28 protein-coding genes are annotated in these 23,356 nt (G+C 66.9%); 17 read left to right on the forward strand and 11 right to left on the reverse strand.

Annotated elements, in window-relative coordinates:
- The first annotated feature begins 27 nt into the window (after positions 1-27).
- The 4 genes from ACNO8X_RS21210 to ACNO8X_RS21225 are packed head-to-tail and all read left to right on the forward strand — an operon-like array spanning position 28 to position 4,272.
- Entirely contained in the window at positions 28-639 is a 612-nt protein-coding gene (locus ACNO8X_RS21210; protein ID WP_043403275.1) for a cytochrome c oxidase subunit 3, read from the forward strand.
- Entirely contained in the window at positions 636-1,478 is an 843-nt protein-coding gene (locus ACNO8X_RS21215) for a c-type cytochrome (protein ID WP_409431433.1), read from the forward strand. Before ACNO8X_RS21210 ends, ACNO8X_RS21215 begins: the two co-directional genes overlap by 4 nt.
- Positions 1,475-2,638, forward strand: coding sequence for a ubiquinol-cytochrome c reductase iron-sulfur subunit (locus ACNO8X_RS21220; RefSeq protein ID WP_064858744.1), 1,164 nt, complete (start codon positions 1,475-1,477; stop codon positions 2,636-2,638). The genes ACNO8X_RS21215 and ACNO8X_RS21220 overlap by 4 nt, the downstream gene beginning before the upstream one ends.
- Complete coding sequence (locus ACNO8X_RS21225; protein ID WP_071287035.1) at positions 2,635-4,272, forward strand: cytochrome b; 1,638 nt, start codon at positions 2,635-2,637, stop codon at positions 4,270-4,272. Before ACNO8X_RS21220 ends, ACNO8X_RS21225 begins: the two co-directional genes overlap by 4 nt.
- Positions 4,273-4,388: 116 nt before the next feature.
- Here ACNO8X_RS21225 and ACNO8X_RS21230 read toward each other — a convergent pair whose 3' ends face one another.
- Positions 4,389-4,841, reverse strand: coding sequence for a hypothetical protein (locus ACNO8X_RS21230; protein WP_418002580.1), 453 nt, complete (start codon positions 4,839-4,841; stop codon positions 4,389-4,391).
- Positions 4,842-5,022: 181 nt separating this feature from the next.
- On the opposite strand from ACNO8X_RS21230, the gene ACNO8X_RS21235 reads away from it, so the two are divergent.
- Positions 5,023-5,133: a hypothetical protein gene (locus ACNO8X_RS21235; RefSeq protein WP_418002581.1), complete on the forward strand. Its 111-nt coding sequence runs from the start codon at positions 5,023-5,025 to the stop codon at positions 5,131-5,133.
- Here the strand turns inward: ACNO8X_RS21235 and ACNO8X_RS21240 are convergent.
- The 4 genes from ACNO8X_RS21240 to ACNO8X_RS21255 form a co-directional block, all read right to left on the reverse strand.
- Complete coding sequence (locus tag ACNO8X_RS21240; protein WP_418002582.1) at positions 5,130-5,801, reverse strand: DUF2561 family protein; 672 nt, start codon at positions 5,799-5,801, stop codon at positions 5,130-5,132. The two genes, ACNO8X_RS21235 and ACNO8X_RS21240, sit on opposite strands and share 4 nt — an antisense overlap.
- Positions 5,802-6,629 (reverse strand): hypothetical protein, encoded by an 828-nt coding sequence (locus ACNO8X_RS21245; protein ID WP_418002583.1) that lies wholly within the window; start codon positions 6,627-6,629, stop codon positions 5,802-5,804. It lies immediately after the preceding gene.
- 189 nt (positions 6,630-6,818) lie between these two features.
- Positions 6,819-7,238 carry a cytochrome c oxidase subunit 4 gene (locus ACNO8X_RS21250; RefSeq protein WP_043399640.1) on the reverse strand — a complete coding sequence of 140 codons (420 nt, stop codon included), beginning with the start codon at positions 7,236-7,238 and terminating at the stop codon, positions 6,819-6,821.
- 10 nt (positions 7,239-7,248) lie between these two features.
- The gene (locus tag ACNO8X_RS21255) at positions 7,249-8,289 is read right to left on the reverse strand and encodes a cytochrome c oxidase subunit II (RefSeq protein ID WP_071289421.1); all 1,041 of its coding nucleotides are present in this window, start codon (positions 8,287-8,289) and stop codon (positions 7,249-7,251) included.
- A 138-nt stretch (positions 8,290-8,427) separates the two neighbouring features.
- Between ACNO8X_RS21255 and asnB the strand changes: the two genes are divergently transcribed.
- Positions 8,428-10,383, forward strand: a complete 1,956-nt coding sequence (asnB, locus tag ACNO8X_RS21260; protein ID WP_418002584.1) for an asparagine synthase (glutamine-hydrolyzing) — start codon at positions 8,428-8,430, stop codon at positions 10,381-10,383.
- Between the two features lie 84 nt (positions 10,384-10,467).
- On the opposite strand, the gene ACNO8X_RS21265 is transcribed toward asnB, so the two are convergent.
- Positions 10,468-11,442, reverse strand: a complete 975-nt coding sequence (locus ACNO8X_RS21265; protein WP_418002585.1) for a carbohydrate kinase family protein — start codon at positions 11,440-11,442, stop codon at positions 10,468-10,470.
- A gap of 74 nt (positions 11,443-11,516) precedes the next feature.
- Here ACNO8X_RS21265 and ACNO8X_RS21270 point away from each other — a divergent pair, with 74 nt between their 5' ends.
- Positions 11,517-12,161, forward strand: a complete 645-nt coding sequence (locus ACNO8X_RS21270) for a hypothetical protein (protein WP_260941181.1) — start codon at positions 11,517-11,519, stop codon at positions 12,159-12,161.
- 32 nt (positions 12,162-12,193) lie between these two features.
- Here the strand turns inward: ACNO8X_RS21270 and ACNO8X_RS21275 are convergent, their stop codons facing one another.
- Both ACNO8X_RS21275 and ACNO8X_RS21280 read right to left on the reverse strand, forming a co-directional pair.
- Positions 12,194-12,562 (reverse strand): HesB/IscA family protein, encoded by a 369-nt coding sequence (locus ACNO8X_RS21275; RefSeq protein WP_043399648.1) that lies wholly within the window; start codon positions 12,560-12,562, stop codon positions 12,194-12,196.
- Positions 12,563-12,607: 45 nt separating this feature from the next.
- Positions 12,608-13,678, reverse strand: a complete 1,071-nt coding sequence (locus tag ACNO8X_RS21280) for a glycerate kinase (protein ID WP_418002586.1) — start codon at positions 13,676-13,678, stop codon at positions 12,608-12,610.
- A 71-nt stretch (positions 13,679-13,749) separates the two neighbouring features.
- On the opposite strand from ACNO8X_RS21280, the gene ACNO8X_RS21285 reads away from it, so the two are divergent.
- From ACNO8X_RS21285 to ACNO8X_RS21300, 4 genes are read left to right on the forward strand one after another with little or no spacing between them, the layout of a single operon-like run.
- Positions 13,750-14,433 (forward strand): DUF3043 domain-containing protein, encoded by a 684-nt coding sequence (locus ACNO8X_RS21285; protein ID WP_418002587.1) that lies wholly within the window; start codon positions 13,750-13,752, stop codon positions 14,431-14,433.
- A 5-nt stretch (positions 14,434-14,438) separates the two neighbouring features.
- Entirely contained in the window at positions 14,439-14,966 is a 528-nt protein-coding gene (locus ACNO8X_RS21290) for a bifunctional adenosylcobinamide kinase/adenosylcobinamide-phosphate guanylyltransferase (protein ID WP_418002588.1), read from the forward strand.
- Entirely contained in the window at positions 14,963-16,021 is a 1,059-nt protein-coding gene (cobT, locus tag ACNO8X_RS21295) for a nicotinate-nucleotide--dimethylbenzimidazole phosphoribosyltransferase (protein WP_418002589.1), read from the forward strand. Before ACNO8X_RS21290 ends, cobT begins: the two co-directional genes overlap by 4 nt.
- Positions 16,018-16,740, forward strand: coding sequence for an adenosylcobinamide-GDP ribazoletransferase (locus ACNO8X_RS21300; protein WP_418002590.1), 723 nt, complete (start codon positions 16,018-16,020; stop codon positions 16,738-16,740). The genes cobT and ACNO8X_RS21300 overlap by 4 nt, the downstream gene beginning before the upstream one ends.
- A gap of 64 nt (positions 16,741-16,804) precedes the next feature.
- On the opposite strand, the gene ACNO8X_RS21305 is transcribed toward ACNO8X_RS21300, so the two are convergent.
- The 3 genes from ACNO8X_RS21305 to ACNO8X_RS21315 are packed head-to-tail and all read right to left on the reverse strand — an operon-like array spanning position 16,805 to position 19,512.
- Positions 16,805-17,923 (reverse strand): branched-chain amino acid aminotransferase, encoded by a 1,119-nt coding sequence (locus ACNO8X_RS21305; RefSeq protein WP_418002591.1) that lies wholly within the window; start codon positions 17,921-17,923, stop codon positions 16,805-16,807.
- Positions 17,924-17,977: 54 nt separating this feature from the next.
- Positions 17,978-19,072 carry a glycine cleavage system aminomethyltransferase GcvT gene (gene gcvT, locus ACNO8X_RS21310; protein ID WP_418002592.1) on the reverse strand — a complete coding sequence of 365 codons (1,095 nt, stop codon included), beginning with the start codon at positions 19,070-19,072 and terminating at the stop codon, positions 17,978-17,980.
- An 11-nt stretch (positions 19,073-19,083) separates the two neighbouring features.
- Positions 19,084-19,512: a hypothetical protein gene (locus tag ACNO8X_RS21315; RefSeq protein ID WP_418002593.1), complete on the reverse strand. Its 429-nt coding sequence runs from the start codon at positions 19,510-19,512 to the stop codon at positions 19,084-19,086.
- Between the two features lie 32 nt (positions 19,513-19,544).
- Here ACNO8X_RS21315 and ACNO8X_RS21320 point away from each other — a divergent pair, with 32 nt between their 5' ends.
- The 6 genes from ACNO8X_RS21320 (at position 19,545) to ACNO8X_RS21345 (ending at position 23,316) form a co-directional block, all read left to right on the forward strand.
- Positions 19,545-19,844 carry a WXG100 family type VII secretion target gene (locus ACNO8X_RS21320; protein WP_418002594.1) on the forward strand — a complete coding sequence of 100 codons (300 nt, stop codon included), beginning with the start codon at positions 19,545-19,547 and terminating at the stop codon, positions 19,842-19,844.
- 7 nt (positions 19,845-19,851) lie between these two features.
- Complete coding sequence (locus ACNO8X_RS21325; protein ID WP_418002595.1) at positions 19,852-20,139, forward strand: WXG100 family type VII secretion target; 288 nt, start codon at positions 19,852-19,854, stop codon at positions 20,137-20,139.
- Between the two features lie 10 nt (positions 20,140-20,149).
- Positions 20,150-21,493, forward strand: a complete 1,344-nt coding sequence (locus ACNO8X_RS21330) for a putative toxin (protein WP_418002596.1) — start codon at positions 20,150-20,152, stop codon at positions 21,491-21,493.
- Between the two features lie 184 nt (positions 21,494-21,677).
- Positions 21,678-22,340 (forward strand): HEAT repeat domain-containing protein, encoded by a 663-nt coding sequence (locus ACNO8X_RS21335; protein ID WP_418002597.1) that lies wholly within the window; start codon positions 21,678-21,680, stop codon positions 22,338-22,340.
- A gap of 77 nt (positions 22,341-22,417) precedes the next feature.
- Positions 22,418-22,822 (forward strand): hypothetical protein, encoded by a 405-nt coding sequence (locus ACNO8X_RS21340; RefSeq protein ID WP_418002598.1) that lies wholly within the window; start codon positions 22,418-22,420, stop codon positions 22,820-22,822.
- A 35-nt stretch (positions 22,823-22,857) separates the two neighbouring features.
- A complete protein-coding gene (locus ACNO8X_RS21345) occupies positions 22,858-23,316 on the forward strand; it encodes a YbaB/EbfC family nucleoid-associated protein (RefSeq protein WP_418002599.1) in 459 nt (152 codons plus the stop codon).
- The last annotated feature ends 40 nt before the right edge of the window (positions 23,317-23,356 follow it).

The following is a 23,356-nucleotide window of genomic DNA, read 5'->3' on the forward strand; positions in this document are numbered from 1 at the left end:
CAACTACAAAGCGTCATACTTACCGCTGTGACGAGCGCTGTAGGTACCTCCGGAACCGCCATCACGTCGAGGGTGCATTCGCTGAACCGGCCGAACATGGTCAGTGTCGGCACCATTGTGTGGCTTTCCAGCGAGTTGATGTTCTTTGCTGGCCTGTTCGCAATGTATTTCACCGCGCGTGCCCAGGCCGGCGGCGATTGGCCGCCGAAGCCGACCGAACTCAATCTGGCCCTCGCGGTGCCGGTGACGCTGGTGCTGGTCGCGTCGTCGTTCACCTGCCAGATGGGCGTGTTCGCGGCCGAGCGCGGCGACGTGTTCGGGCTCCGCCGGTGGTACGTCATCACGTTCCTCATGGGCCTGTTCTTCGTGCTGGGCCAGGGCTACGAGTACATCCACCTGGTCGAGCACGGCACCACCATTCCCGGTAGTGCCTACGGTTCGGTGTTCTACCTGGCCACCGGTTTCCACGGCCTGCACGTCATCGGCGGTCTGGTGGCATTCGTCTACCTGCTTGCCCGCACGAAGATGAGCAAGTTCACGCCGGCCCAGGCCACCGCTGCCATCGTTGTGTCGTACTACTGGCACTTCGTCGACATCGTGTGGATCGCCCTGTTCGCCACCATCTACTTCGTCCGATGACCAACTCGTCGATGAGAAGGGGTTCGATGACCAGCAAGTCCCGTCGTCGGTTACACCGGCGCCTCTCAGCAGCGATGCTGCTGCTGCTCGGACTTCTAGTCGCTGGTGGCCTCGCGGCCACCCTGACGCCGCGGCCTCAGGTCGCGGTCGCCGACGAGTCGCAGCTGGCTTTGCTGCGTACGGGCAAGCAGTTGTTCGAAACGTCCTGCATCTCGTGCCACGGCGCCAACCTGCAGGGTGTGACGGACCGCGGCCCGAGCCTCATCGGCGTCGGCGACGCGGCCGTCTACTTCCAGGTGTCCACCGGCCGCATGCCTGCCATGCGCGGCGAGGCCCAGGCTGCCCGCAAGGACCCGGCGTTCGACGAGCACCAGATCGACGCCCTCGGCGCCTACATCCAGGCCAACGGCGGCGGTCCCCAGGTCCCGCGTGACGCCAACGGCCAGATCAACCAGCACTCGTTCATCGGTGAGAACGTCGCCCGCGGTGGCGACCTGTTCCGCCTGAACTGCGCGTCCTGCCACAACTTCACCGGCAAGGGTGGCGCGCTGTCGTCGGGCAAGTACGCGCCCGACCTCGGCCATGCCGCCGAAGTGCCGGCGCAGGTGTACACCGCCATGCTCACCGGCCCGCAGAACATGCCCAAGTTCTCGGACCGCCAGCTGTCCCCGGAAGAGAAGCGCGACATCGTCGCTTACGTCCGCGAGTCGGCTGAGCACCGCAGCCAGGGCGGCTACGGCCTCGGCGGCTTCGGCCCCGCGCCCGAGGGCATGGCGATGTGGATTATCGGGATGGTCGCCGTGATCGGCGCGGCTATGTGGATCGGAGCTCGCGCATGAGCGAGAACGTGAACATTCCCAGTGACGCGGAACTGCGCGAGATGTCGCGCGAAGAGCTCGTCGAACTGGGCGGAAAGATCGACGGCGTCACTACCGTCTTCAAGGAGCCGCGCTGGCCCGTCGAGGGCACCAAGGCGGAGAAGCGCGCCGAGCGTCAGGTCGCGGCCTGGCTGCTGCTCGGTGGTCTCTCCGGCCTGGCCCTGCTGCTGGTGTTCCTGTTCTGGCCGTGGGAGTACAAGCCGTTCGAGTCCGACGGTGAGTTCATCTACTCGCTGGCCACCCCGCTGTACGGCCTGACCTTCGGTCTGTCGATCCTCGCGATCGGCATCGGTGCGGTGCTCTTCCAGAAGAAGTTCATCCCCGAGGAAATCTCGATCCAGGACCGCCACGACGGCGCCTCCCCCGAGGTCCATCGCGCCACCGTCGCGGCCAACCTGACCGATGCGCTCGAAGGCTCGACGCTCAAGCGCCGCAAGCTGATCGGCCTGTCGCTCGGCGTCGGCCTCGGCGCGTTTGGCCTGGGCACCGCGGTCGCCTTCATCGGCGGTCTGATCAAGAACCCGTGGAAGCCGGTCGTGCCGACCGCTGACGGCAAGAAGGCCGTCCTGTGGACGTCGGGCTGGACCCCGCGTTTCCACGGCGAGACCATCTTCCTGGCGCGGGCCACCGGCCTGCCGGGTGAGTCCCCCTTCGTGAAGATGCGTCCCGAGGACCTCGACGCGGGCGGCATGGAGACCGTGTTCCCGTGGCGTGAGTCCGACGGCGACGGCACCACCCTCGAGTCGCACGAGAAGCTCGGCCACATCGCTCTCGGTGTGCGTAACCCGGTGATGCTCATCCGCATCAAGCCCGAGGACCTGAGCCGTGTGGTCAAGCGCCAGGGCCAGGAGAGCTTCAACTTCGGTGACTTCTTCGCGTACACCAAGGTGTGCTCGCACCTGGGCTGCCCCTCGTCGCTGTACGAGCAGCAGACCTACCGCATTCTGTGCCCCTGCCATCAGTCGCAGTTCGACGCGCTGCACTTCGCGCGGCCGATCTTCGGACCGGCGGCCCGCGCCCTGGCGCAGCTGCCGATCACGATTGACAAAGAGGGCTACCTGGTCGCCAACGGCGACTTCATCGAACCCGTCGGACCGGCATTCTGGGAGCGCAAATCATGAGTCCCAAGCTCGCTGACATCGCTGCCGCACAAGGCGATGCGATCGACTCGCGGTACCACCCGTCGGCCGCGGTACGCCGCCAGCTGAACAAGGTCTTCCCGACGCACTGGTCCTTCATGCTCGGTGAGATCGCGCTGTACAGCTTCCTGGTGCTGCTGCTCACCGGCGTGTACCTGACCCTGTTCTTCGATCCCTCGATGGTCGAGGTCGTCTACAACGGCGTCTACCAGCCGCTGCGTGGCGTGCAGATGTCGCGCGCCTACGAATCGGCCCTGGAGATCTCGTTCGAGGTCCGCGGCGGCCTGTTCGTCCGCCAGATTCACCACTGGGCTGCACTGATGTTCGCCGCGTCGATCATGGTGCACCTGGCGCGCATCTTCTTCACCGGTGCGTTCCGCCGCCCGCGTGAGGCGAACTGGATGATCGGCTCGCTGCTGCTGATCCTGGCCATGTTCGAGGGCTACTTCGGCTACTCGCTGCCCGACGACCTGCTGTCCGGCATCGGCCTGCGCGCCGCGCTCTCCTCGATCACCCTCGGTATCCCGGTCATCGGCACCTGGATGCACTGGGCACTGTTCGGTGGCGACTTCCCCGGCAACATCATCATCCCGCGCATGTACGCCCTGCACATCCTGCTGATCCCGGGCATCATCCTGGCCCTGATCGGCGCCCACCTGGCGCTGGTGTGGTTCCAGAAGCACACCCAGTTCCCCGGCCCCGGCCGCACCGAGAAGAACGTCGTCGGCGTGCGCGTCATGCCGGTGTTCGCGATGAAGGGTGGCGCGTTCTTCGCGCTGGTCACCGGCGTCCTGGGCATCATGGGCGGCCTGCTGCAGATCAACCCCATCTGGGAGCTCGGCCCCTACAAGCCCTCGCAGGTATCCGCCGGTAGCCAGCCCGACTTCTACATGATGTGGACCGAAGGCCTGGCCCGTATCTGGCCGGCCTGGGAGTTCTACCCCTTCGGCCACACCATCCCTGCCGTGATGGGTGTCGCCCTGCTGATGGGCGTGGTGTTCGGTCTGCTGATCGCCTGGCCGTTCCTGGAACGGAAGTTCACCGGCGATGACGCGCACCACAACCTGCTGCAGCGTCCGCGCGACGTGCCGGTCCGCACCGCCATCGGTGCCATGGCCATCGCGTTCTACATGGTGCTGACCCTGGCCGCGATGAACGACATCATCGCGCTCAAGTTCGACATCTCACTGAACGCCACCACGTGGATCGGCCGCATCGGCATGGTCGTCCTGCCCGCGATCGTCTACTACCTCACCTACCGCTGGTGTGTAGGCCTGCAGCGCAGCGACCGCGCCGTCCTCGAGCACGGCATCGAGACCGGCATCCTCAAGCGGCTGCCGCACGGCGCGTACGTCGAGCTGCACCAGCCGCTCGGCCCGGTCGACGACCACGGCCACCCGATCCCGCTGGAGTACCAGGGTGCCGCACTGCCCAAGCGCATGAACAAGCTCGGATCGGCCGGCTCGCCCGGTACCGGTAGCTTCCTGTTCGCCGACTCTGCCGTCGAACAAGCCGCCCTCGCCGACGCCGAACACGCCGCCGAGCACAAGGCACTCACCGCGCTCAAGGAATACCAGGACGAGATTTCGCCCAACGGGTCCAACGGCCACCACTAGTTCGATATACGGTTTCGGCCCGGTCTGGTTTCCACCAGACCGGGCCGAAGTCGTTTTCGGGGTCCACTCCCCTACCCCACCGGCGGCAATGCCGCGTTGTTCACGCGAACGCCGCTCTATCCCATTGCGGCGAACGCCGCCTCGATCCAGTTGCCGAACTCGCACGCGAGGTGCCACCGGTGCTGGGCGACCAGGTACGACGCCGTCAGGCGCGGGAACTCCACGCACAGCCGGGCATGGAAACCGTTCGCCTCGTCGCGGAACTCGTGCCGGACCCCGCCGATCGCGAGGCCGGCCTCGGTGCGCGCCACCCCTGCCGCCTCGACGGGATACGCCGCGTCCCGGGGCGTGACGAGCGGTGACGTGTCTTCGTAGTCGACGAAGAACTGCGTCGTCAGCGGGCTGCCGGTCGTCTCGATCACTTCCTGTCGTCCGTCCGGGGCGGTGTCGATGAGGAAGTGGTCAGGATTCGCGGCGATCATGCTGCGGGCGTAGTCGTCGCGCTCCGCGTCCGTGAACCATTCGACGAACGCCGCGGCACTGCCGCCGCGGCGACGTGCAGGTCGCACACGCTCGTCACGCGGCGCCCGGCCGACAGCCGCGTCGACCCACGGGCCACGACGCCGGCGAGACGGATGTCGCGCGCCAGGCGACGACGGATCTCGTCGGCACCCAGGCTCAACTTGCTGTCGGTGAAGGCGGCCCGCGGGCGAACTCCCGCCCGGCACCGACCCACGCGCACTGCTGGAGATGGCTGCCAGCCCGGTCTACTTCCGTACCCTGCTCACCGCAGACGCGGTGACACCCGAATACCTCAGGGACATCGCGCAGCGCACCATCCGCGCCTGCGCCGACCGCTAGGCCGTGCGGGCGTCCTCGGCAGAAGCCTCCAGCACCGCGTGCAGACCACGCAGGCAGTACCAGGGAATGGCCACCATGACCGCGGTGAGGACAAGTGCGAGGCCGTACAGGATCCAGGCCAACTCGTCGTGGCGGTCGGCCAGCATGTACGCGCCCAGGAAGACGAACAACGTCGCGGCGCCCATGGCGGCGGCGATCCCGAGCGTGCAGCGCAGCCACAGCTGATCCACCGCGGCTACCGGAAAGCCCACCATGCTGGTCGCCGGCGATGCGGAGTAGCGCCGTACCACCGGATCGTCAAAGGAGCGCAATGCGCTCTGCTGGGCGTCACCGACGGGACGACGGTCGTCGGCGTCAGACGACCCACCCCCGAGCAGCGGCAGCGGGGCTGCTCCACCGCGACGGGCTCGCAACAACAGCGGGATGGCGCCTACGATCACCGCCGCGGACACCCCGATGACGGAGTACAGCAGCCACGGGGTGTGCGACGCCGGAGCACCGGACGGGTGCCGGGTACCGAGGTCCACCAACGCGACGACGGCCGCCACCCCGGCGCCGAGGGCCGCCAGCCACAGGGCCACACAGCCACCGAGCAGAAGACGGTCCAACTGCTCGGGGCTGCCGCCGGTCACTCGCGACCGGGTTGAAGTCTCAGCGTTGTACGGCATTTAACAGCTCGTCTGCCAATCATCGTTTGTCTGCGAGGCCAGGGTCTGGCCGTCGCTGGTCACAATCGAACAATTCAGGTGGCTCAGCCGCAGCAGGCTGGACGCCTGGACCGAGCCCACATCTGACATCGAGATCGGTGTCAGAGTGATCATCCACGGGATATAGACGTTCTGCTGGGTGCGCTGGCGTCCCGCGGCGTCGGTGTAGGTCACCGAAATACGGTCCAGCGGCGCCTTGGTGCCCCAAATCCGGTACGTGACATACCGCGGCCCGGTCGGCGGCGCGGACGTCGTGGCCGGTGGCGCGGCCGCGGCGGTGCTGGGCGGCGGGGGCGGCGGCGGTTCTTCCGACGTCGGCGGCGGCTGGGTCACCGTCACCGTCGACGGAGGCGGCGGGGGTGGCGGCGGCGGAGGCGCTTCGGTGGTCGTCGACGGAGGCGGCGGCGGGGTCGTGGTGGTGAACTCGTCCTGGAACGGGGGCGCCGAGGTGGTGCTCGTCGACGGCGTCGCCACGTTCTCCGAGCTGGTGTTGCGGGTCACCAGAATGGCGACCGACGCCACCAACGAGATTGCGGCGATGATCGCCACGACGCCGACGACCCACGGCCACCGCGGTGGCGGGGCGTCGTCGGCGGTATCGGATTTGGCCTCGTAGCTGTCGTAGTCGTACAGCCCCGGCTCGGGCGGCACGTACGGAGCGACGGTGAAGTGCTCGGATTCGGGCGCAGAGTAGGCCTGCGAATAGATCTCGGTTTCGCCGGTGCCTTCACCGACGCCCGATGTCTCCCGGGCCGCATCATCCGAGCCCGGGGAATGTGACCCGCTCACGTACGCCTAATCCCTCTCGACCGCTGTGTCGCTGCAGCTGAGGAACACCGCTTGCGGCGACATTCCAGCGCTCCGGCAGACATTACCCAACATGGGCCCGGCGTGGCCGTGAGGAGGCCGCCTTCAGGACCATCTGACATACGGTTGTGACCTGACCGCAGAGCGATCAGGTCACAGGGGCCGTAGCTGTCAGTGCTTCTCGGGGCCCGTGTAGTACTCGAACGTCAGGCCCGCGACGGTGGCCAGCACGAAGCACACACCGGCGACGATCAGCCAGGGCAGCCACAGACCGATACCGACCGCAGTGGTCGAGGCCGACAGCGCGATCAGCAACGGCCACCAGCTGTGCGGGCTGAAGAAGCCCAGCTCGCCTGCGCCGTCGGAAATCTCGGCGTCTTCGTAGTCCTCGGGCCGGGTGTCGAGACGACGGGCCACGAACCGGAAGAACGTGCCGATGATCAGCGACAGACCGGTGGTCAGCACCAGCGCTGTGGTGCCGGCCCACTCCACGCCACCGTTGGCATACAGCGCGGTCAGCGCGCCGTAGCCGACGGTCGCCAGGGCGAAGAAGGCGGTCAGAATCTCGAAAAGTCGGGCTTCGATATGCATTGCGTATCCCCTACTTGCTCGCCTGAGCCGGCGAGCCGGCCTGCTCGCCGCGGCGAGTGTCGAACGGATGGGTCGTCTGCGCCACCGGCGGCAGTCCGATCGACACCAGCGCATCGGCGTTGGTCGCCTTGGGGTGATCGATGCGGTACTGCAGGTAAGCCTTGAACTGCTCCGGCTCCACCACGCGCACCTCGAAGTTCATCATCGAGTGGTACGTGCCGCACATCTCGGTGCAGCGGCCGACGAACGGACCGGTCTTCTCGATCTCGGTGACCTGGAAGATGTTGTCCGAGTGGTTGGCCTCGGGGTTCGGGATGACGTCCCGCTTGAACAGGAACTCCGGCACCCAGAAGCCGTGGATGACGTCTGCCGACGCGATCTGGAACTCGATGCGCTTGCCCTTCGGCAGCACCAGGATCGGAATCTCGGTGCTGGAGCCGATGGTCTCGACCTTGTCGAAGTTCAGGTAGCTGCGGTCCTCGGGGTTCTCGCCACGGATCGCGCCGACCTTCTCCTCGCCGTGCGCGTCCTTGCCCTCGGGCTTGGACTTCATGGCTTCCTTGCGGGCGGCGTCAGCGCCGTCGTAGGAGAAGGTGTTGTCCTTGAAGGCCACCTTCTGGTAGCCGAACTTCCAGTTCCACTGGAACGCGGTGACGTCGATGGTGACCTCAGCAGGCTTGCTGTGGTCCATCATCTTCTCCTGCACCACGACGGTGAAGTAGAAGAGCACCGAGATGATGAGGAACGGCACGACGGTCAGCACCAGTTCCAGCGGCATGTTGTAGCCGAACTGGCGAGGCAGCTCCGTGTCAGTCTTCTTCTTGCGATGGAACGCCATCGCCCAGAAGATCAGCGCCCACACAATGGCGCCGACGACGAACGAGGCGATGACCGACCAGACCCACAGGTCACGGTTTGCATGGGCTTCGGGGGTAATACCCTCCGGCCAGCCCAAGCCGAATACGGTCTGCCAGCTGCATCCGCTGAGCAGCAGCGTCGACGCGCCGAGAATGGCGGACAACGCCACCAAACGGAGCCCGCGAGCGGTCACGTTGAGGCCCTCCTAGAGGTCGGTCAAGCCGGTCGAATACTACGCAGCGTAGACCACGCCCATGGCGCCGAGCGAAGCGACCGGCCAATCGGCAGCGCCAGTTCTGAGTTCACCCGCCTGAACAGGCATACTGGCGCCGTGTGCGGACTGCTGGCCTATCTGGCCGACCCTCTTGCCGACCATTCCGTTGACCTGGTGAACGCGGTTTCGGATGCCACGCATCCGATGCGCCACCGCGGTCCGGACGAGTCGGGAGCGTGGGCGGACGACAGCGATCCGACCGACGGTCACCACACCGTCGTGTTCGGCTTCAACCGGCTCTCGATCATCGACATCGCGCACAGCCATCAGCCGCTGCGCTGGGGCCCGCCGGAGTCGCCGGACCGGTATGCGCTGGTGTTCAACGGCGAGATCTACAACTACCTCGAGTTGCGCGAGGAACTGCGGGCCGAGTTCGGCGCCGAGTTCGCCACCGAGGGCGACAGCGAGGCGATCGTCGCCGCGTACCACTACTGGGGCACGGCGGCGCTGGGCCGCCTGCGCGGGATGTTCGCCTTCGCGCTGTGGGACACACAGACCCGTGAGTTGTTCTGCGCGCGTGACCCGTTCGGCATCAAGCCGCTGTACCTGGCGACAGGCCCCGGCGGCACCATCGTGGGCAGCGAGAAGAAGTGCATTCTCGATCTGGCGGCCCGCGCCGGCATCGACCTGAGCATCGACGAACGCGCCGTCCAGCACTACACGGTGCTGCAGTACGTGCCCGAACCCGAGACGCTGCAGCGCGGCATCCGTCGGCTGGAATCGGGCAGCTACGCCCGGATCCGGCCCGGCCAGCAGCCCGAGGTGACGCGGTACTTCAAGCCGAAGTTCGCCGCTGTGCCATTTGTCACAGGGCAGGAGCAGGCCCGGTACGACGAAATCACCGCGGTGCTGGAAGATTCCGTCGCCAAGCACATGCGGGCCGACGTGACCGTCGGCGCGTTCCTGTCCGGCGGTATCGACTCCACCGCGATCGCCGCGCTGGCGATGCGGCACAACCCGAAACTGATCACGTTCACCACAGGCTTTGAGCGCGAAGGATTCTCGGAGGTCGACGTGGCCGTCGCCTCAGCCGAGGCCATCGGGGCACGGCACGTGACCAAGGTGGTCAGCCAGGCCGAGTTCGTCGAGGCGCTGCCGGAGATCGTCTGGTACCTGGACGAGCCGGTGGCCGACCCGGCGCTGGTGCCGCTGTTCTTCATCGCCCGCGAAGCCCGCAAGCACGTCAAGGTCGTGCTCTCGGGCGAGGGCGCCGACGAGTTGTTCGGCGGCTACACCATCTACCGGGAACCGCTGTCGCTCAAGGCGTTCGACCGCGTCCCTCGCGGGCTGCGGCGTGGGCTCGGCAAGGCGTCCAAGTCGCTGCCGGACGGTATGCGGGGCAAGAGCCTGCTGCACCGCGGGTCGCTGACGCTCGAGGAGCGCTACTACGGCAACGCCCGCAGCTTCTCGGACGAGCAGCTGCAGGCGACCCTGGCGCAGTTCAATCCGGAGTGGACCCACACCGATGTGACGGCGCCGATCTACGCCGAGTCCGCCGGCTGGGATCCGGTGGCGCGCATGCAGCACCTGGACCTGTTCACCTGGTTGCGCGGCGACATCCTGGTCAAGGCCGACAAGATGACCATGGCCAACTCGCTGGAACTGCGGGTGCCCTTCCTCGATCCCGAGGTCTTCGCGGTCGCATCCAGGCTGCCGTACGACCAGAAGATCACCCGGACCACGACCAAATACGCGTTGCGGCGGGCCCTTGAGCCCATCGTGCCCGCTCATGTGCTGCACCGCGCGAAGCTGGGTTTCCCGGTGCCGATCCGGCACTGGCTGCGCTCCGGTGAGCTGCTGGAGTGGGCCTACGCGACGGTCAACGCGTCGCAGACCGGGGACCTGATCGACCTCGACGCCGTGCGGCAGATGCTCGAGGAGCACCGTAACGGCGTCAGCGATCACAGCCGCCGACTGTGGACGGTGCTGATCTTCATGCTGTGGCACGCCATCTTCATCGAGGGCAGCGTCACGCCGCAGATCAGCGAGCCCGTCTACCCCGTCGAGCTCTGACCCCAAATACACCGAAAGTGCGGGAAATGACCGCGAATTCGGCTTGAATTCGGCCACTTCCCGCACTCTCGGCGCGAGTTCTTGTCAGCCCAGGGCTGCGGCGATCTCGTCGGCGGCCTCGGCCCCGAACGCGGCCGAAAGACGCGGCAGCGCAGTGGCTTTGTCCCAGGTCCATTCCTGCGGACCCGGCGCCTCGAGCACCAGCGTGGCGACGAGCGAGGCCAGCTGAGCGGCCCGCTCCAGGCTCAGGCCGGCGCCGCGGCCCGTGAGGAAGCCGGCCCGGAACGCGTCACCGATGCCGGTGGGATCGACCTTCTCGTTCTCGGGCACCACGTCGACGTGGATGAACGACCCGTTGCGGCCGACGATGTCGACGCCCTTCTCCCCCAGCGTGGTGACCCGCAGCTCGATCTGGCTCATCACCTCGGCCTCGGACCAGCCGGACTTCTGCAGCAGCAGGTCCCACTCGTAGTCGTTGGTGAACAGGTAGGCGGCGCCGTCGATGAGGCGACGGATTTCCTCGCCGGACAGGCGGGCCAGCTGCTGGCTTGGGTCGGCGGCGAAGGGCAGACCCAGCTTCCGGCATTCCTCGGTGTGCAGGAACATGGCCTCGGGGTCGTTGGCCCCGACGATCACGAGCTCCGGCTCGCCCTGGGCGGCAACGAGATCAGCCAGCTTGATGTTGCGCGCCTCGGACATGGCACCGGGATAGAACGACGCCAGCTGCGCCATGTCCTCGTCCGTGGTGCAAACGAACCGTGCGGTGTAGGCGGAGTCGGACACCAGTACCTGCGAGCAGTCGACGCCGTGCTCCGTCAGCCAGCCGCGGTACTCGTCGAAATCCTTACCCACCGCGCCGACCAGCGCGGGGCTGCCGCCCAGGATGCCGATGGCGTAGGCGATGTTGCCGGCGACGCCGCCGCGGTGCACCACCAGGTCGTCGACCAGGAAGCTCAGTGACACCTTCTGGAGGTGCTCGGCCAGCAACTGATCGGCGAATCGGCCGGGGAAACGCATCAAATGGTCGGTCGCGATCGATCCGGTCACGGCAATGGTCATTCGGCGAGCTTACCCAGCACAGCCGGAGTAGCCGGACCGGGACGTCAGGCCGGGTGCGCTAGCCTGTGGACAACATGGACGGCGCATATCCGTACCCGGAATCGATTCCCCCGCAGCCGGGTCCGGGGAACTCCACCTACGGTGCCCCCTACAGTGCACCTTCCGCCGGCCCTCCTCCGGCCTATCCGACGACGCTGCCACCGGCGGTGCAGTACCCGTCGGGCGGCGGTAACAACAAGAAGCGGATCTTGCTGGTCGTCGGCGCCGTGGTTGCGGTCATTGCGGTCATCGGTGGACTCATCTTCACGGTCCGCAGCACCAGCGACCGCGGCCTGACCGACGCCACCGCCAAGTCGGCGATCCAGGGCTATCTGAACGCGCTGCTGCAGCAGGACAAGCAAGCGGTGGCGCGGCACGCGCTGTGCGGCTTGTATGACGGCGTGAAGGACCACGCCACGGATTTCACCGTGGCGAATCTGGCCAGTGATGCGTTCCGCAAGCAGTTCGGTCAGGCGGATGTGACGTCGATCGACAAGATCGTGATGCTGTCGCCGAATCAGGCGCAGGTGCTGTTCACCATGAAGGTGGCGCCGTCAGGCCGGCTGCCGCGCGGTTCGGGACCGAAGAACAACGAATTCCAGGCGGTCGCCCAGCTGCTGGTGCAGCCGCGCGAGACTCTGGTCTGCTCGTACCTGCCGCGTCCGGCGGACTCCCTGTAGGAGAGGCCGCCGGACCAGCACGGTCGGCTAGGTCAGTTGAACGAATCGCCGCAGGCGCAGGAGCCGGTGGCGTTCGGGTTGTCGATGGTGAAGCCCTGCTTCTCGATGGAGTCGACGAAGTCGACGGTCGCGCCCTGCACGTAGGGAGCACTCATCCGGTCGACGGTGAGGTTGACGCCACCGAACTCGGCCGTCAGGTCACCGTCGAGGGTGCGGTCATCGAAGAACAGGTTGTAACGCAGGCCGGCGCAGCCGCCTGGTTGCACGGCGATACGCAGCGCAAGGTCGTCACGGCCTTCCTGATCCAGCAGGGCCTTGGCCTTGGCGGCCGCGGCGTCGCTCAGGATCACGCCGTGGGTCTCGGTCGAGGTACCGGTGCTGGTCGCTTCCTCAACAGTCATTGCTTCTCCCTGGTGCATCGATTGCCTGGCAGTATCCAGGCACTCTCAACGGTACCTTGTCCGGCCGTTATTCCCGACTCCAGCGGCGACAGCCGCAGCCAATCCGGTCAGCTGGTTGGCCGCGTCGCCGATGGCGAGCTCCACCGAACCGGCGTGGTCGGTGATCGAATGCGCCGCCTCGACCCCGGCGTCGGCCAGCGCGGACGCATCCAGCGTCACCTGCCCGGCCAGCACCAGGACCGGCGATCCGTGCGTCCGGGCGCCCGCGGCGAGGGCGCTGATCACCTTGCCGTGCAGCGACTGGTCGTCGAACCGGCCCTCGCCGGTGACGACGAGGTCGGCGGCCGCCAGGTCGGCGGCCAGCCCGGTGTGGGCGGCGATCACCGTCGCGCCGGATTCGCGCCGTCCGCCCAGCGCCAGCAGCGCCGCCCCGAGGCCGCCCGCGGCGCCGGCGCCGGGTTCGACGGCGACGTCGCGGCGGGCGACGGACTCGAGTTCGTGGGCCCACGCCGTGAGGCGCTGCTCGAGCAGCGCCACCGTCGCGGGATCGGCCCCCTTCTGCGGGCCGAACACCGCCGCGGCACCCATCGGTCCCAACAGCGGGTGCTCGACGTCCGAGGCGACGATCAGGTCCGTGTCGGCCAGCCTGCGGTGCGCGGACGCCAGCCCGCCCAGCGCGTCGACGAGCCCCCGGCCGCCGTCGGTGCAGGCACTGCCGCCGAGGCCCACGACCACCCGCCGCGCCCCGGCCACCAGCGCGGCGTCCACCAGCTGCCCTACCCCGAAGCTGCCGGCGTCGAGCGCGGTCCGCACGGTGGGCGGCCCGCCGAGCAGCGCCAACCCGCAGGCCTGCGCGCACTCGATGTACGCAGTGTCCTCGTGCAGCACCCACTGCGCGATGACCTCGCGATCCAGCGGGCCGCGCACCGTGGCCGTCTGCACACCGCCCAGCCGTTCGGCCAGGACGTCGACGAAGCCGGGACCGCCGTCGGACTGCGGGGCCAGCACCAGGGTGTCGGCCGGCCGCGCGGCGGTCCAGCCCGCGGCGATCGCCGCCGCGGCCTCCACGGCAGTGAGGCTGTCGCCGTAACAGTCGGGGGCGACGAGGACTCTCATCGAAGCAGGTTAAGCCGCCCGACGCTCGGGTGCATGACGGCCGACCATGGCCACCGAAGTAACCTGGGAGCGTGAATCTGCTGGGCCGCAAGAAGGACAACGCCGACTCGGGAGACGACGGCAGCAACGCTGACGACGTCACCGTGACCGGCAACTCGGACGTCGACGCCGCTGTGCGCACCACCGCACCCAAGGGCCGCCCGACGCCCAAGCAGAGCGCCGCGGCCCGCAAGCGCGGCCCGGTGGCGCCGGCGCCCATGACGACGTCCGAGGCACGCAAGCGGCGCAAGGAACTTCGCAACTCGAAGTCCAAGGATGAGCGCAAGGCCGATCGGGTGGCCCGTCGGGCCGATATGGATTCGCGGCGCGCCAAGATGATGGCCGGTGACGAGGCCTACCTGCTGCCCCGCGACAAGGGCCCGGTCAAGCGCTACGTCCGCGACCTCGTCGACTCCCGGCGCAACGTGCTCGGTCTGTTCATGCCGTCAGCACTGGTGCTGGTCTTCTTCATGATGGCGCTGCCGCCGGTGCAGACCCAGGGCCTGCTGTCCGTCGCGATGCTGGGTCTGATGGTGGTCATGGCCATCGACGGCGTCCTGCTCAGCCGCCGGGTCAACAAGCGCGTCGACGCGAAGTTCCCGGACAACACCGAAAGCGGTTGGAAGCTGGGCTTTTACGCGTCCAGCCGGGCGTCGCAGCTGCGCCGGATGCGCGTGCCGAAGCCGCAGGTCAGCCGCGGGGACAAGGTCGACTGAGCCCGGTGCGCACCCTGGTGCTCGGCGGCATCCGGTCGGGAAAGTCGCAGTGGGCCGAAGACTGGATCGGCCGTGCGGCCGGGCCGAGCGGGCCGGTGCGCTACGTCGCGACCGGTTCCGTCGACGGCGACACCGACTTCGCGGCCCGGGTTTCGGCGCATCAGAACCGACGGCCGAATCACTGGTCGACTGTCGAATCCGCCGATGTGGCAAGCACTTTGCCCGCCTCCGGCGCCGCCACCATGGTCGATGACATCGGCGGGTGGCTGGTCGCCGCGATGGACCGATGCGCCGCCTGGACCGGCGGGTCGATTCAGGCCGAGGTCGACGGATTGACCTCGGCGGTCAGCGAATTCACCGCGCCCCTGGCCCTGGTCAGCCCGGAGGTCGGCCTGACCGTGGTCCCGGCCACGGAATCGGGCCGCCGGTTTGCCGACGAATTGGGCTCGCTCAACCAGCGACTGGCCGCGGTCTGCGACCGGGTGGTCCTGGTGGTGGCTGGTCAGCCTCTCACTGTCAAGGAGCCCCGATGAGCGATCCCCGTGCCCAATTTCCCGATCTGACCAAACCGGATGCCGACGTGCGGCAGGCCGCCCTCGCACGCCAGAACACCCTGACGAAACCGCCGGGCTCGTTGGGACGCCTGGAGGAACTGTCGGTCTGGGTGTCGGCATGCCAAGGCAGTTGTCCGCCAAAGCAATTCGAGCGGGCCAGGATCGTGGTGTTCGCCGGCGACCACGGGGTGACGGCGTCCGGGGTATCCGCCTTCCCGTCCGAGGTCACCGCGCAGATGGTGGCGAACTTCGACGCCGGCGGCGCAGCCATCAACGTGCTGGCCGACGTCGCCGGGGCCACCGTGCGCGTGGTCGACATCGCGGTCGATGGCGAGGCCCACTCCCCCGCGATCGGTGCCCACAAGGTGCGGCGCGGCAGCGGCAACATCGCCGTCGAGGACGCCCTGTCCACCGAGGAGGCCGTCGCGGCGATCGCGGCGGGTCGCGCCATCGCCGACCAAGAGGTCGACGCGGGGGCCGACCTGCTCATCGCCGGGGATATGGGCATCGGAAATACCACTCCGGCAACGACTTTGGTTGCCGCCCTGACTGCCGCCGAGCCCGTCGCCGTGGTGGGCCGCGGTACCGGCGTCGACGACGAGGGCTGGGCCCGCAAGACCGCGGCCATCCGTGACGCACTGTTCCGCGCCCGCCAGGTGAAGGCCGATCCGGTTGCGCTGCTTGCCGTTTGCGGCGGCGCGGACCTGGCCGCCATGGCCGGTTTCCTGGCCCAGGCCGCGGTGCGCCGGACCCCGGTGCTGCTCGACGGCGTGGTGGTGACGGCCGCGGCGCTGGTCGCCGACCGACTGGCCCCCGGCGCGAAAGCCTGGTGGCAGGCCGCCCACCTGTCCACGGAACCCGCTCATTCGGTGGCGCTGCAGCGACTGCAGATGACCCCGATCCTGGATCTCGGCATGCGCCTGGGTGAAGGCAGCGGCGCCGCGGTGGCGCTGCCGGTACTGCGGGCCGCAGTGGCGACGCTGGCGTCCATGGCCACGTTCGGCGAGGCGAACGTCACCGATAAACCGTCGTGATCGGTTCCCTCGCTTCGGCTTTCGCATTCAGCACCGTCCTCCCGGCGCGCAGCAACCGGCCGTTCGGGCGGGGCACCCTGACCGCACTTCCGGTGGTGGGCATCGTCCTCGGCGGCATTGCCGCGGCAGTCGTCTGGGGTGCCGGGCACGTGTACTCGACCGGCCCGCTGGCCGGATTGCTCGCGGTGACGGCACTGCTCTTGTTGACCCGCGGCCTGCACATCGACGGGCTGTCCGACACCGTCGACGGCCTCGGCTGTTACGGGCCGCCCGAGCGGGCGCTCGCCGTCATGCGCGGCGGTACCGCAGGCCCTTTCGGCGTGGCCGCGATCGTGGTGGCGATCGGCGCGCAGAGCATGACATTCGCCGCGCTGAACCCGGTGGCGGTCGTCGTCGCCGTCACCGCGGGTCGCGTCGCCGCCCTGGCGGCCTGTCGCACGTCGGTACCGGCCGCACCCGGCAGCACGTTGGGCGCGATGGTCGCCGGCAGTCAGCCGGTATGGGTGGTGGCGACGTGGGCGGTGGCCCTGGCCGTTGCGTCAGCCTGGGCAACGCCGCGGCTGTGGCAGGGCCCGGTGGTCGTGCTGGTGGCACTGACCATCGCGGCGCTCCTGGTGGCGCACTGCGTCCGCCGATTCGGCGGGATCACCGGTGATGTGCTGGGTGCCGCCGTCGAAGTCACGACGACGCTGACCGCGCTGGGGCTGGCCGTCCACTAGCCGCCGAATGTCGGATTGTGTCCCAAAAATCAGCTGAAGCTGGGACACAACCCCACACCCGGCGTCATCCCAGACGCGTCATCCAGTTGTGGGTATCGGCGAAGGTGCCGCGCTGGATACCCGTCAGGGTGTCGCGCAGGGCCATGGTGACCTCACCGGGCTGGCCGTCACCGATGGTGAACTCGCCGGCCGATTCGCCGTGGCCGTATTTCACGTGCGCCACCGGGGTGATGACGGCCGCGGTGCCGCAGGCGAACACCTCGGTGATCTCCCCCGCGGCGGCCTTCTTCTGCCACTCGTCGATGTCGATCTTGCGTTCCTCGACGGCGAAGCCGGCGTCAACCGCCAACTGCAGCAACGAATCCCGTGTGATGCCGGGGAGCAGCGAACCGGACAGCTCCGGGGTGACCAGCCGCGCCGAACCACCGCTGCCGAACACGAAGAACAGGTTCATGCCACCCATTTCTTCGACGTACCGGCGCTCGATGGCGTCCAGCCAGACCACCTGGTCGCAACCCATCTCGGCAGCCTGCGCCTGCGCCAGCAGCGAGGCGGCGTAGTTGCCGCCGAACTTGGCCGCACCGGTACCGCCGGGGCTGGCCCGCACGTACTCGGTGGACAGGTACACCGACACCGGCTTGATGCCGCCCTTGAAGTACGCGCCGGCCGGCGAGCCGATCACCAGGTAGCGGTACTCGTTGGCGGGCCGCACACCCAGGCCCGGCTCGGTGGCGATGATGAACGGCCGCAGGTACAGCGACGCCTCACCACCGGCGGCCGGCACCCATTCGTTGTCGACGGCGATCAGCTGACGCAGCGACTCGACGAACACGTCCGCGGGCAGCTCCGGGATGGCCAGGCGCCGACACGACGACTGCAGCCGGGCGGCGTTGGCCTCCGGGCGGAACGAGACGATCGAATTGTCGTTCCAGCGGTAGGCCTTCAGCCCCTCGAACACTTCCTGCGCGTAGTGCAGGACGATGGCCGACGGGTCCAGTTCGATGGGTCCATACGCGCTGACGCGGGCATCGTGCCAGCCGCGGTCGACGCTGTAGTCGATCGACACCATGTGGTCGGTGTGGAACCGCCCGAATCCGGGGTCAGCGAGGACCTGGGCCCTTACCTCGTCGCTCGCTGGGTTGCTCGCGCGCGACACGGTGAATTCGAGGGGGCCATCGGTCATATGCCGATTGTATCGCCCGTGGCTACCGCGTTTCCCGGTCGCTCCGCTCGCCCCCTACCGCGTTTTGGCTGCCACGAACGGCGGGGCCACAACCTCGCATTCGAGCGCCCGGCCCCGGACATCGACGGTCACTCGCGCGCCGTCGGCGATGTCGGCCGCGGTGTCGAGCAGCGCCAGCGCGATACCGACCTTCAGACTCGGCGAGAAGGTGCCCGACGTGGTGATGCCCACCGGGGAGTCCCCGTCGAGCACCGTCAGGTCGGCACGCAGCACGCCGCGGCCGACGGCCTTGAGGCCGCGCAGCGTCCGCTCGGGGCCTGCCGCCTTCTCTGCGAGCAGGGCATCGCGGCCCCAGAAGGCGTCCTTCTTCCAGCCGATGGCCCAGCCGCAGCGGGCCTGCAGCGGCGAAATATCCAGCGACAGTTCATGTCCGTGCAGTGGGTAGCCCATCTCGGTGCGCAGGGTGTCGCGCGAGCCCAGCCCGGCGAGCTCACCGCCGGCGGCCTTCACCGCGGCGGCCAGCGCGTCGAACACGACGCCCGCGCGGTCCCACTCGGGCAGCAGTTCATAGCCGTGCTCGCCGGTGTAGCCGGTGCGGCACACGCGGACCGGGACGCCGTCGTACTCGGCGTCGGCGTACCCCATGTAGTCCATGTCGGTCGGCAGCCCGAGCGCGGTGAGCACCTCGGTGGATTTCGGCCCCTGCACGGCCAACACGGCGTAGGACCGGTGTTCGTCGGTGATGGTCAGCTCGGGCGGGGCCAGGCGCTGCAGCTCAGCGACAACGGCGGCGGTGTTCGCCGCGTTGGGCACCAGGAAGATCTCGTCGTCGGAGACGTAGTAGGCGATCAGGTCGTCGATCACGCCGCCAGACTCGTTGCAGCACAATGTGTATTGCGCCTTGCCCGGCCCGATGCGGCGCAGGTCGTTGGTGAAGGCGGCGTTGACGAACTCGGCCGCGCCGGGGCCACGTACCAGAGCCTTGCCGAGATGGCTGACGTCGAACAGGCCGACGGCCTCGCGGGTCGCGTTGTGCTCGGCCACCGTGCCGGCATAGGACACCGGCATCAACCAGCCCCCGAATTCGGCGAAACTCGCGCCGAGTTCGCGGTGACGGTCTTCCAGCGGGCCCTGCAACAGTTCGCTCACGGCCAGAAAGCCTAGTGCTGCGGCCAGAGATTCGGGGTATCGACGCTGGTTGTCATGGCTTCGGCGTCGATGATGACGCCTTCAGCGGTGGTGCGATACGGGACCAAAACATCGACCGCCGGGCCATCGCGATGTTCGAGCCGGATATTGATCGCATCGCCAGCGAACGGTGCCCGAACGGTGACGTCCAAGACGGTGGCACGGGCCCGCAACAGTTGAGCGTCGTCGTCGTTCTGAAGCGCTGACGTCACCGCCGCCGCGGTGTGGTCAACGGGGGAACCCAAAGCGCGCATGGTGCGGTGGCCGCCAGCGTCGATGACCAACATGAACGGGGCCAGGTTCTGAAAACTCAATGCCGTGGCGGCCGCTTGTATGCTGGCCTGCAGCAGCTCGTTGAGATCAGCTTGGGTTGCGGGGCTGAATTGCATACGCCAGTCCATCAGCTGATCTCATACCTCGTGGGGGGGTGGGGATGGACAACAGCTTACGGGTGAATCCAGACGTTCTGGATCATGGTGCGGGCCAGCTCCATGCGGTGCATGACACCATTCAATCCGCATTGTCGAAAGCTCGCGACAGTCACGAGGCTCTTCAGTGCGCGTGGCATGGCCGTGCCGCCGAAGCGGGTGCCCAAATGTGGGCCGATGTACACGATAAGTTCCGTCGGCACCTCGACGCGCTGGCGGACAACGCCACGAAACTGTCGATCGCAGCGGACCTGTACCGCGATCAAGATGCGTCGTCGGGCGCTGAGATCGCACAGCAGATGTGAGACGGCGTTGCCCACGTACGAATACGACCTCGACGAGATGAACGAATTCGTCGCTGCACTGGACCGGTCGATCGAGGAGATTACGACCCATTGCGACAACGCGAGATCCACGGTGGCGGCCGTGCTTGACCACTACTCCGGTTCGGCTGCAACAGCTTTCACCGAATTCCACGATGGCTGGCAGGCCACCGCCCGCGAACATCTGGAATCGCTGAAGGCATACCGGACGTACGTGGCCACGGCTCGCGACAACTACGCCGAAGCTCGGCGCAAGAACATCGAAATGTTCCGGTAGGACAGGTCTGTTGACGAAGATCACGCCGGAGAACTACTACGCCGTGGCCGCCAAACTGTGCGCCGCGTCCGCGACGCTCGCAACGGACGTAAAGAATCTCGACGACGCGCTCAAAGTCAGCCAGTCTGCGGGAACTTACACCTCCGGTGGACCGACATGGGCCCAGAGCTTTGACCAGTCCGCCTCCGACGTCTTCGAACTCGGGTCAACCACCGCCATCGCCGCCCGCGAACTGGGTTACCTCGTTCATCAGGCTGGCCTCAACCATGCCCATGCCGAAAACGAATCCGGAGGTGGCGGGAATCAGCCGACTCCACCGGCACCCCAGGGGTGCACGCTGGAGACGAATCTCCATCCGAGTGAGCATGCGGTTGGCGGAACGCACGAGAAGCCCGACCGCTGGGAGTTGATTGCCGAGTACGTCACCAAGCAGTGGGCCGACTGTGACGAAGGCCGAATCGACGGCGCCGGAAAACAATTCACAAGTTTTGCCAACAGCAAGGGCGCCGCAGCGGTGCAGCTGTGGAACGACGTCACCACAGTGTTCACCGCCGACGCGCAACACCAGAGTCCCGAGGTCAACGGAATCGTTGACGAAGTCGCGGCCGTCTGCAGATCGTTACGAGACACTGGGGACGCAGCAAGCGCCTTGGGCACCGCATGCTCGGAAGTTCACCGGGTTGCCGATATCGACAAGAGCACAGGCCGAACGTCCCTAAAGATTCTCGATTTGATCATCAAGTCGTACGAGATCGACAAGATCGCCGCGCGCCGGCTTCCGTTTGGGTCATGGATGGTCCGTCAGCTCGACGAATTGATCAAGACCAACAAGATCGCTTACGCCCGCGGCATGGACAAGCTGATCGAAGGCATCAATGGCACGGTCGACACTGCCGCCAAGTCCAATCAGGGCATCTATTCGCTCGCGACCGGCAGTACCCAGGGGCTGTCCTCAATTCTGAACCGCACACCTCGGCAGACCAATCCGATCCGAAACCGCGGCGACCGTGACAATGGCGCGGCCGGCAATCGAGGCGAGGACCGGGCCGGGGTGCCGGGCAATTACAAGAAACGATGGGTGAGGGTCACGGTCAACGGTGTCCCGAGGATCGTCGAACCGGATTACATCGACCGAGCCAACAAGAATGTCGTTGAAGTCAAGAACACCAACGAGATTCGTGGCAACTACGACCAGATCGCCGCGGAGACCGAGTGGGCACGTCAGCAGGGTTTCACCATGACGTTGGTGGTCGATCACCGCACCGTGATTAACGATCCGCGTATTCAGGCCATGATCGATTCTGGACAGATCCAATTGATCCGCAAAGAACTGGACGACAACGATGACATCTGATCCGCAAGGTGCACGGGATGCCACCGTCGCCGCATTGCGCGAGGCAATCGGTGCAGTCGAGGCCACCAGCGCCGACTTAGTCCGCAAACCGCCGCCACCGCAGGAAGCCCCGCCGCCCAAAAAGCGACGCACACCATCGAAGCAGAACCCCGACGGCAGCTGGCCACCGATCACCTACCCCGGCATGCCCGAAGGCGACGACTGGATGACCAACCTCCCAGCGCGCTACCACCACGGCCAACGCGGCTACGACCGCAGAATCATGGAAGAGCTCGCCGCCGTCGGCGTTCCCTGCTACACCGTCAGCGAGTTGGCCGACCGTGCCAAGACGGTCCCACAAGGAATCCCCATCTTCATCGACTGGCTCACGCACCTGGAAGAACGTATCCCCGGACCTGATTCTGACCACCGGGACATCGTGCGTTCGGGGCTGATCTGCGCTCTGGACGACGAGGCCGCGCGCGGCAACCAACGGGCGATCGACCTGCTCATCCAGCAATTGCGGCGTCAACCGCCACTATCCGGACCTGTGCGAGACTTCGCCCAATATGCATTGGCTCATATCGCAACTAAGACCGACTTCCCGGCCATCGCTGCCCTGATCGACGAATTGCCTCTGGACTATCCGCGAGGAGCGTTGATCGAGTACCTCGGCAGGGTAAAGACCTCGGAAGCACAAGCAATCGCACTGCACTGGCTCGACAACGGTTACGCATACTTCGCCATCAAGGCACTGGTTTCAATGAAAGCCGTTGGCGTGCGCGACCGCGTCGCGCCCTACGTCAACGACCACGATCCCTGGGTGCGGAAAGTCGCCAAACGTGCCATGGAACGGCTCCCCGAATGACGTGCACCGCACCAACGCTCCAGAACTTTCTGGGCATCCGACCGAGCTGCCTGCCCCATTGAAGGAGAAACACGCCGATGACCTACGACGACGCTGGTTGGCACCAAGACACAGTCGGTGAACACGACCTGGACCCCGACTGCGCTGTCACCCACATCGGCATGTTCTTCGCATGGCTGGCGCACAACGATCTGGTCGACACCGAGAGAACGAATACCGCACCGCTCCTTGCCCGGTCGATCACTCCAGGAAAGTTCCTGGTCGACCACTGCTGCGGAGAGATCAACTCAGCCGATGTCACCGCACGCGGTGCCGCGTTCTGCGAAGCGGCCTATCGTCAGTATCTGCGCATCTACGGCGCTATCCCCGAAATCGCCAGGTACGAGGTCAGTTACGCCGCACCAGACACGTGGGAAACGTACGACGCCGTGGCACCGGTAATCCAGGAGGCCTACGAAATCTTCAGGCATGGCGGCAACTGAGTACCCCTGTCAACTCACGTCGAACGGTTACCCAAATGACCGACAACCGGTTCATCGATATCGAAAGCCTCGAAGGCCAAGCCGAATTGATCGCCCGTACCCGCCGAGCGGTCGACGAGATCGGCGAAGTTCAGGCCTGCTCCCCCGACGATCTGGTTCGCGTCACCGTCGCAGTCTCAGGCCTGGTGACTGATGTCGACCTGGCCGACGAGACCGTGCGCCTCGACCGCGAAGAGCTCGGACGGCTGATCGCGGCGACCGCCCAGAAAGCCAGCCAACTCATGGCGACGAAAGTCGCCGAAGCGATGGCCGACGTCCATCGCCTACAGGAACTGCTACTTTCCGACTTCGACGGTGTCGACGCCTCTGCGGCCGAGGCTCTCCGCAGCATCACTGCCAACTCTCGCGCTGACGAGCTGCCGAGTGACGTCGACCCATTCGACTTCTACGTCCCGTACGACCAACCCTCGGACCAGGATCGAGACGGCTGGTAACCACACATCCGCAGAGCCCAGTCCGCCCCATCACCGCCCC

Origin of the sequence: Mycobacterium sp. PDNC021 (assembly GCF_048282635.1) — a bacterium.
GTDB lineage: Bacteria > Actinomycetota > Actinomycetes > Mycobacteriales > Mycobacteriaceae > Mycobacterium > Mycobacterium llatzerense.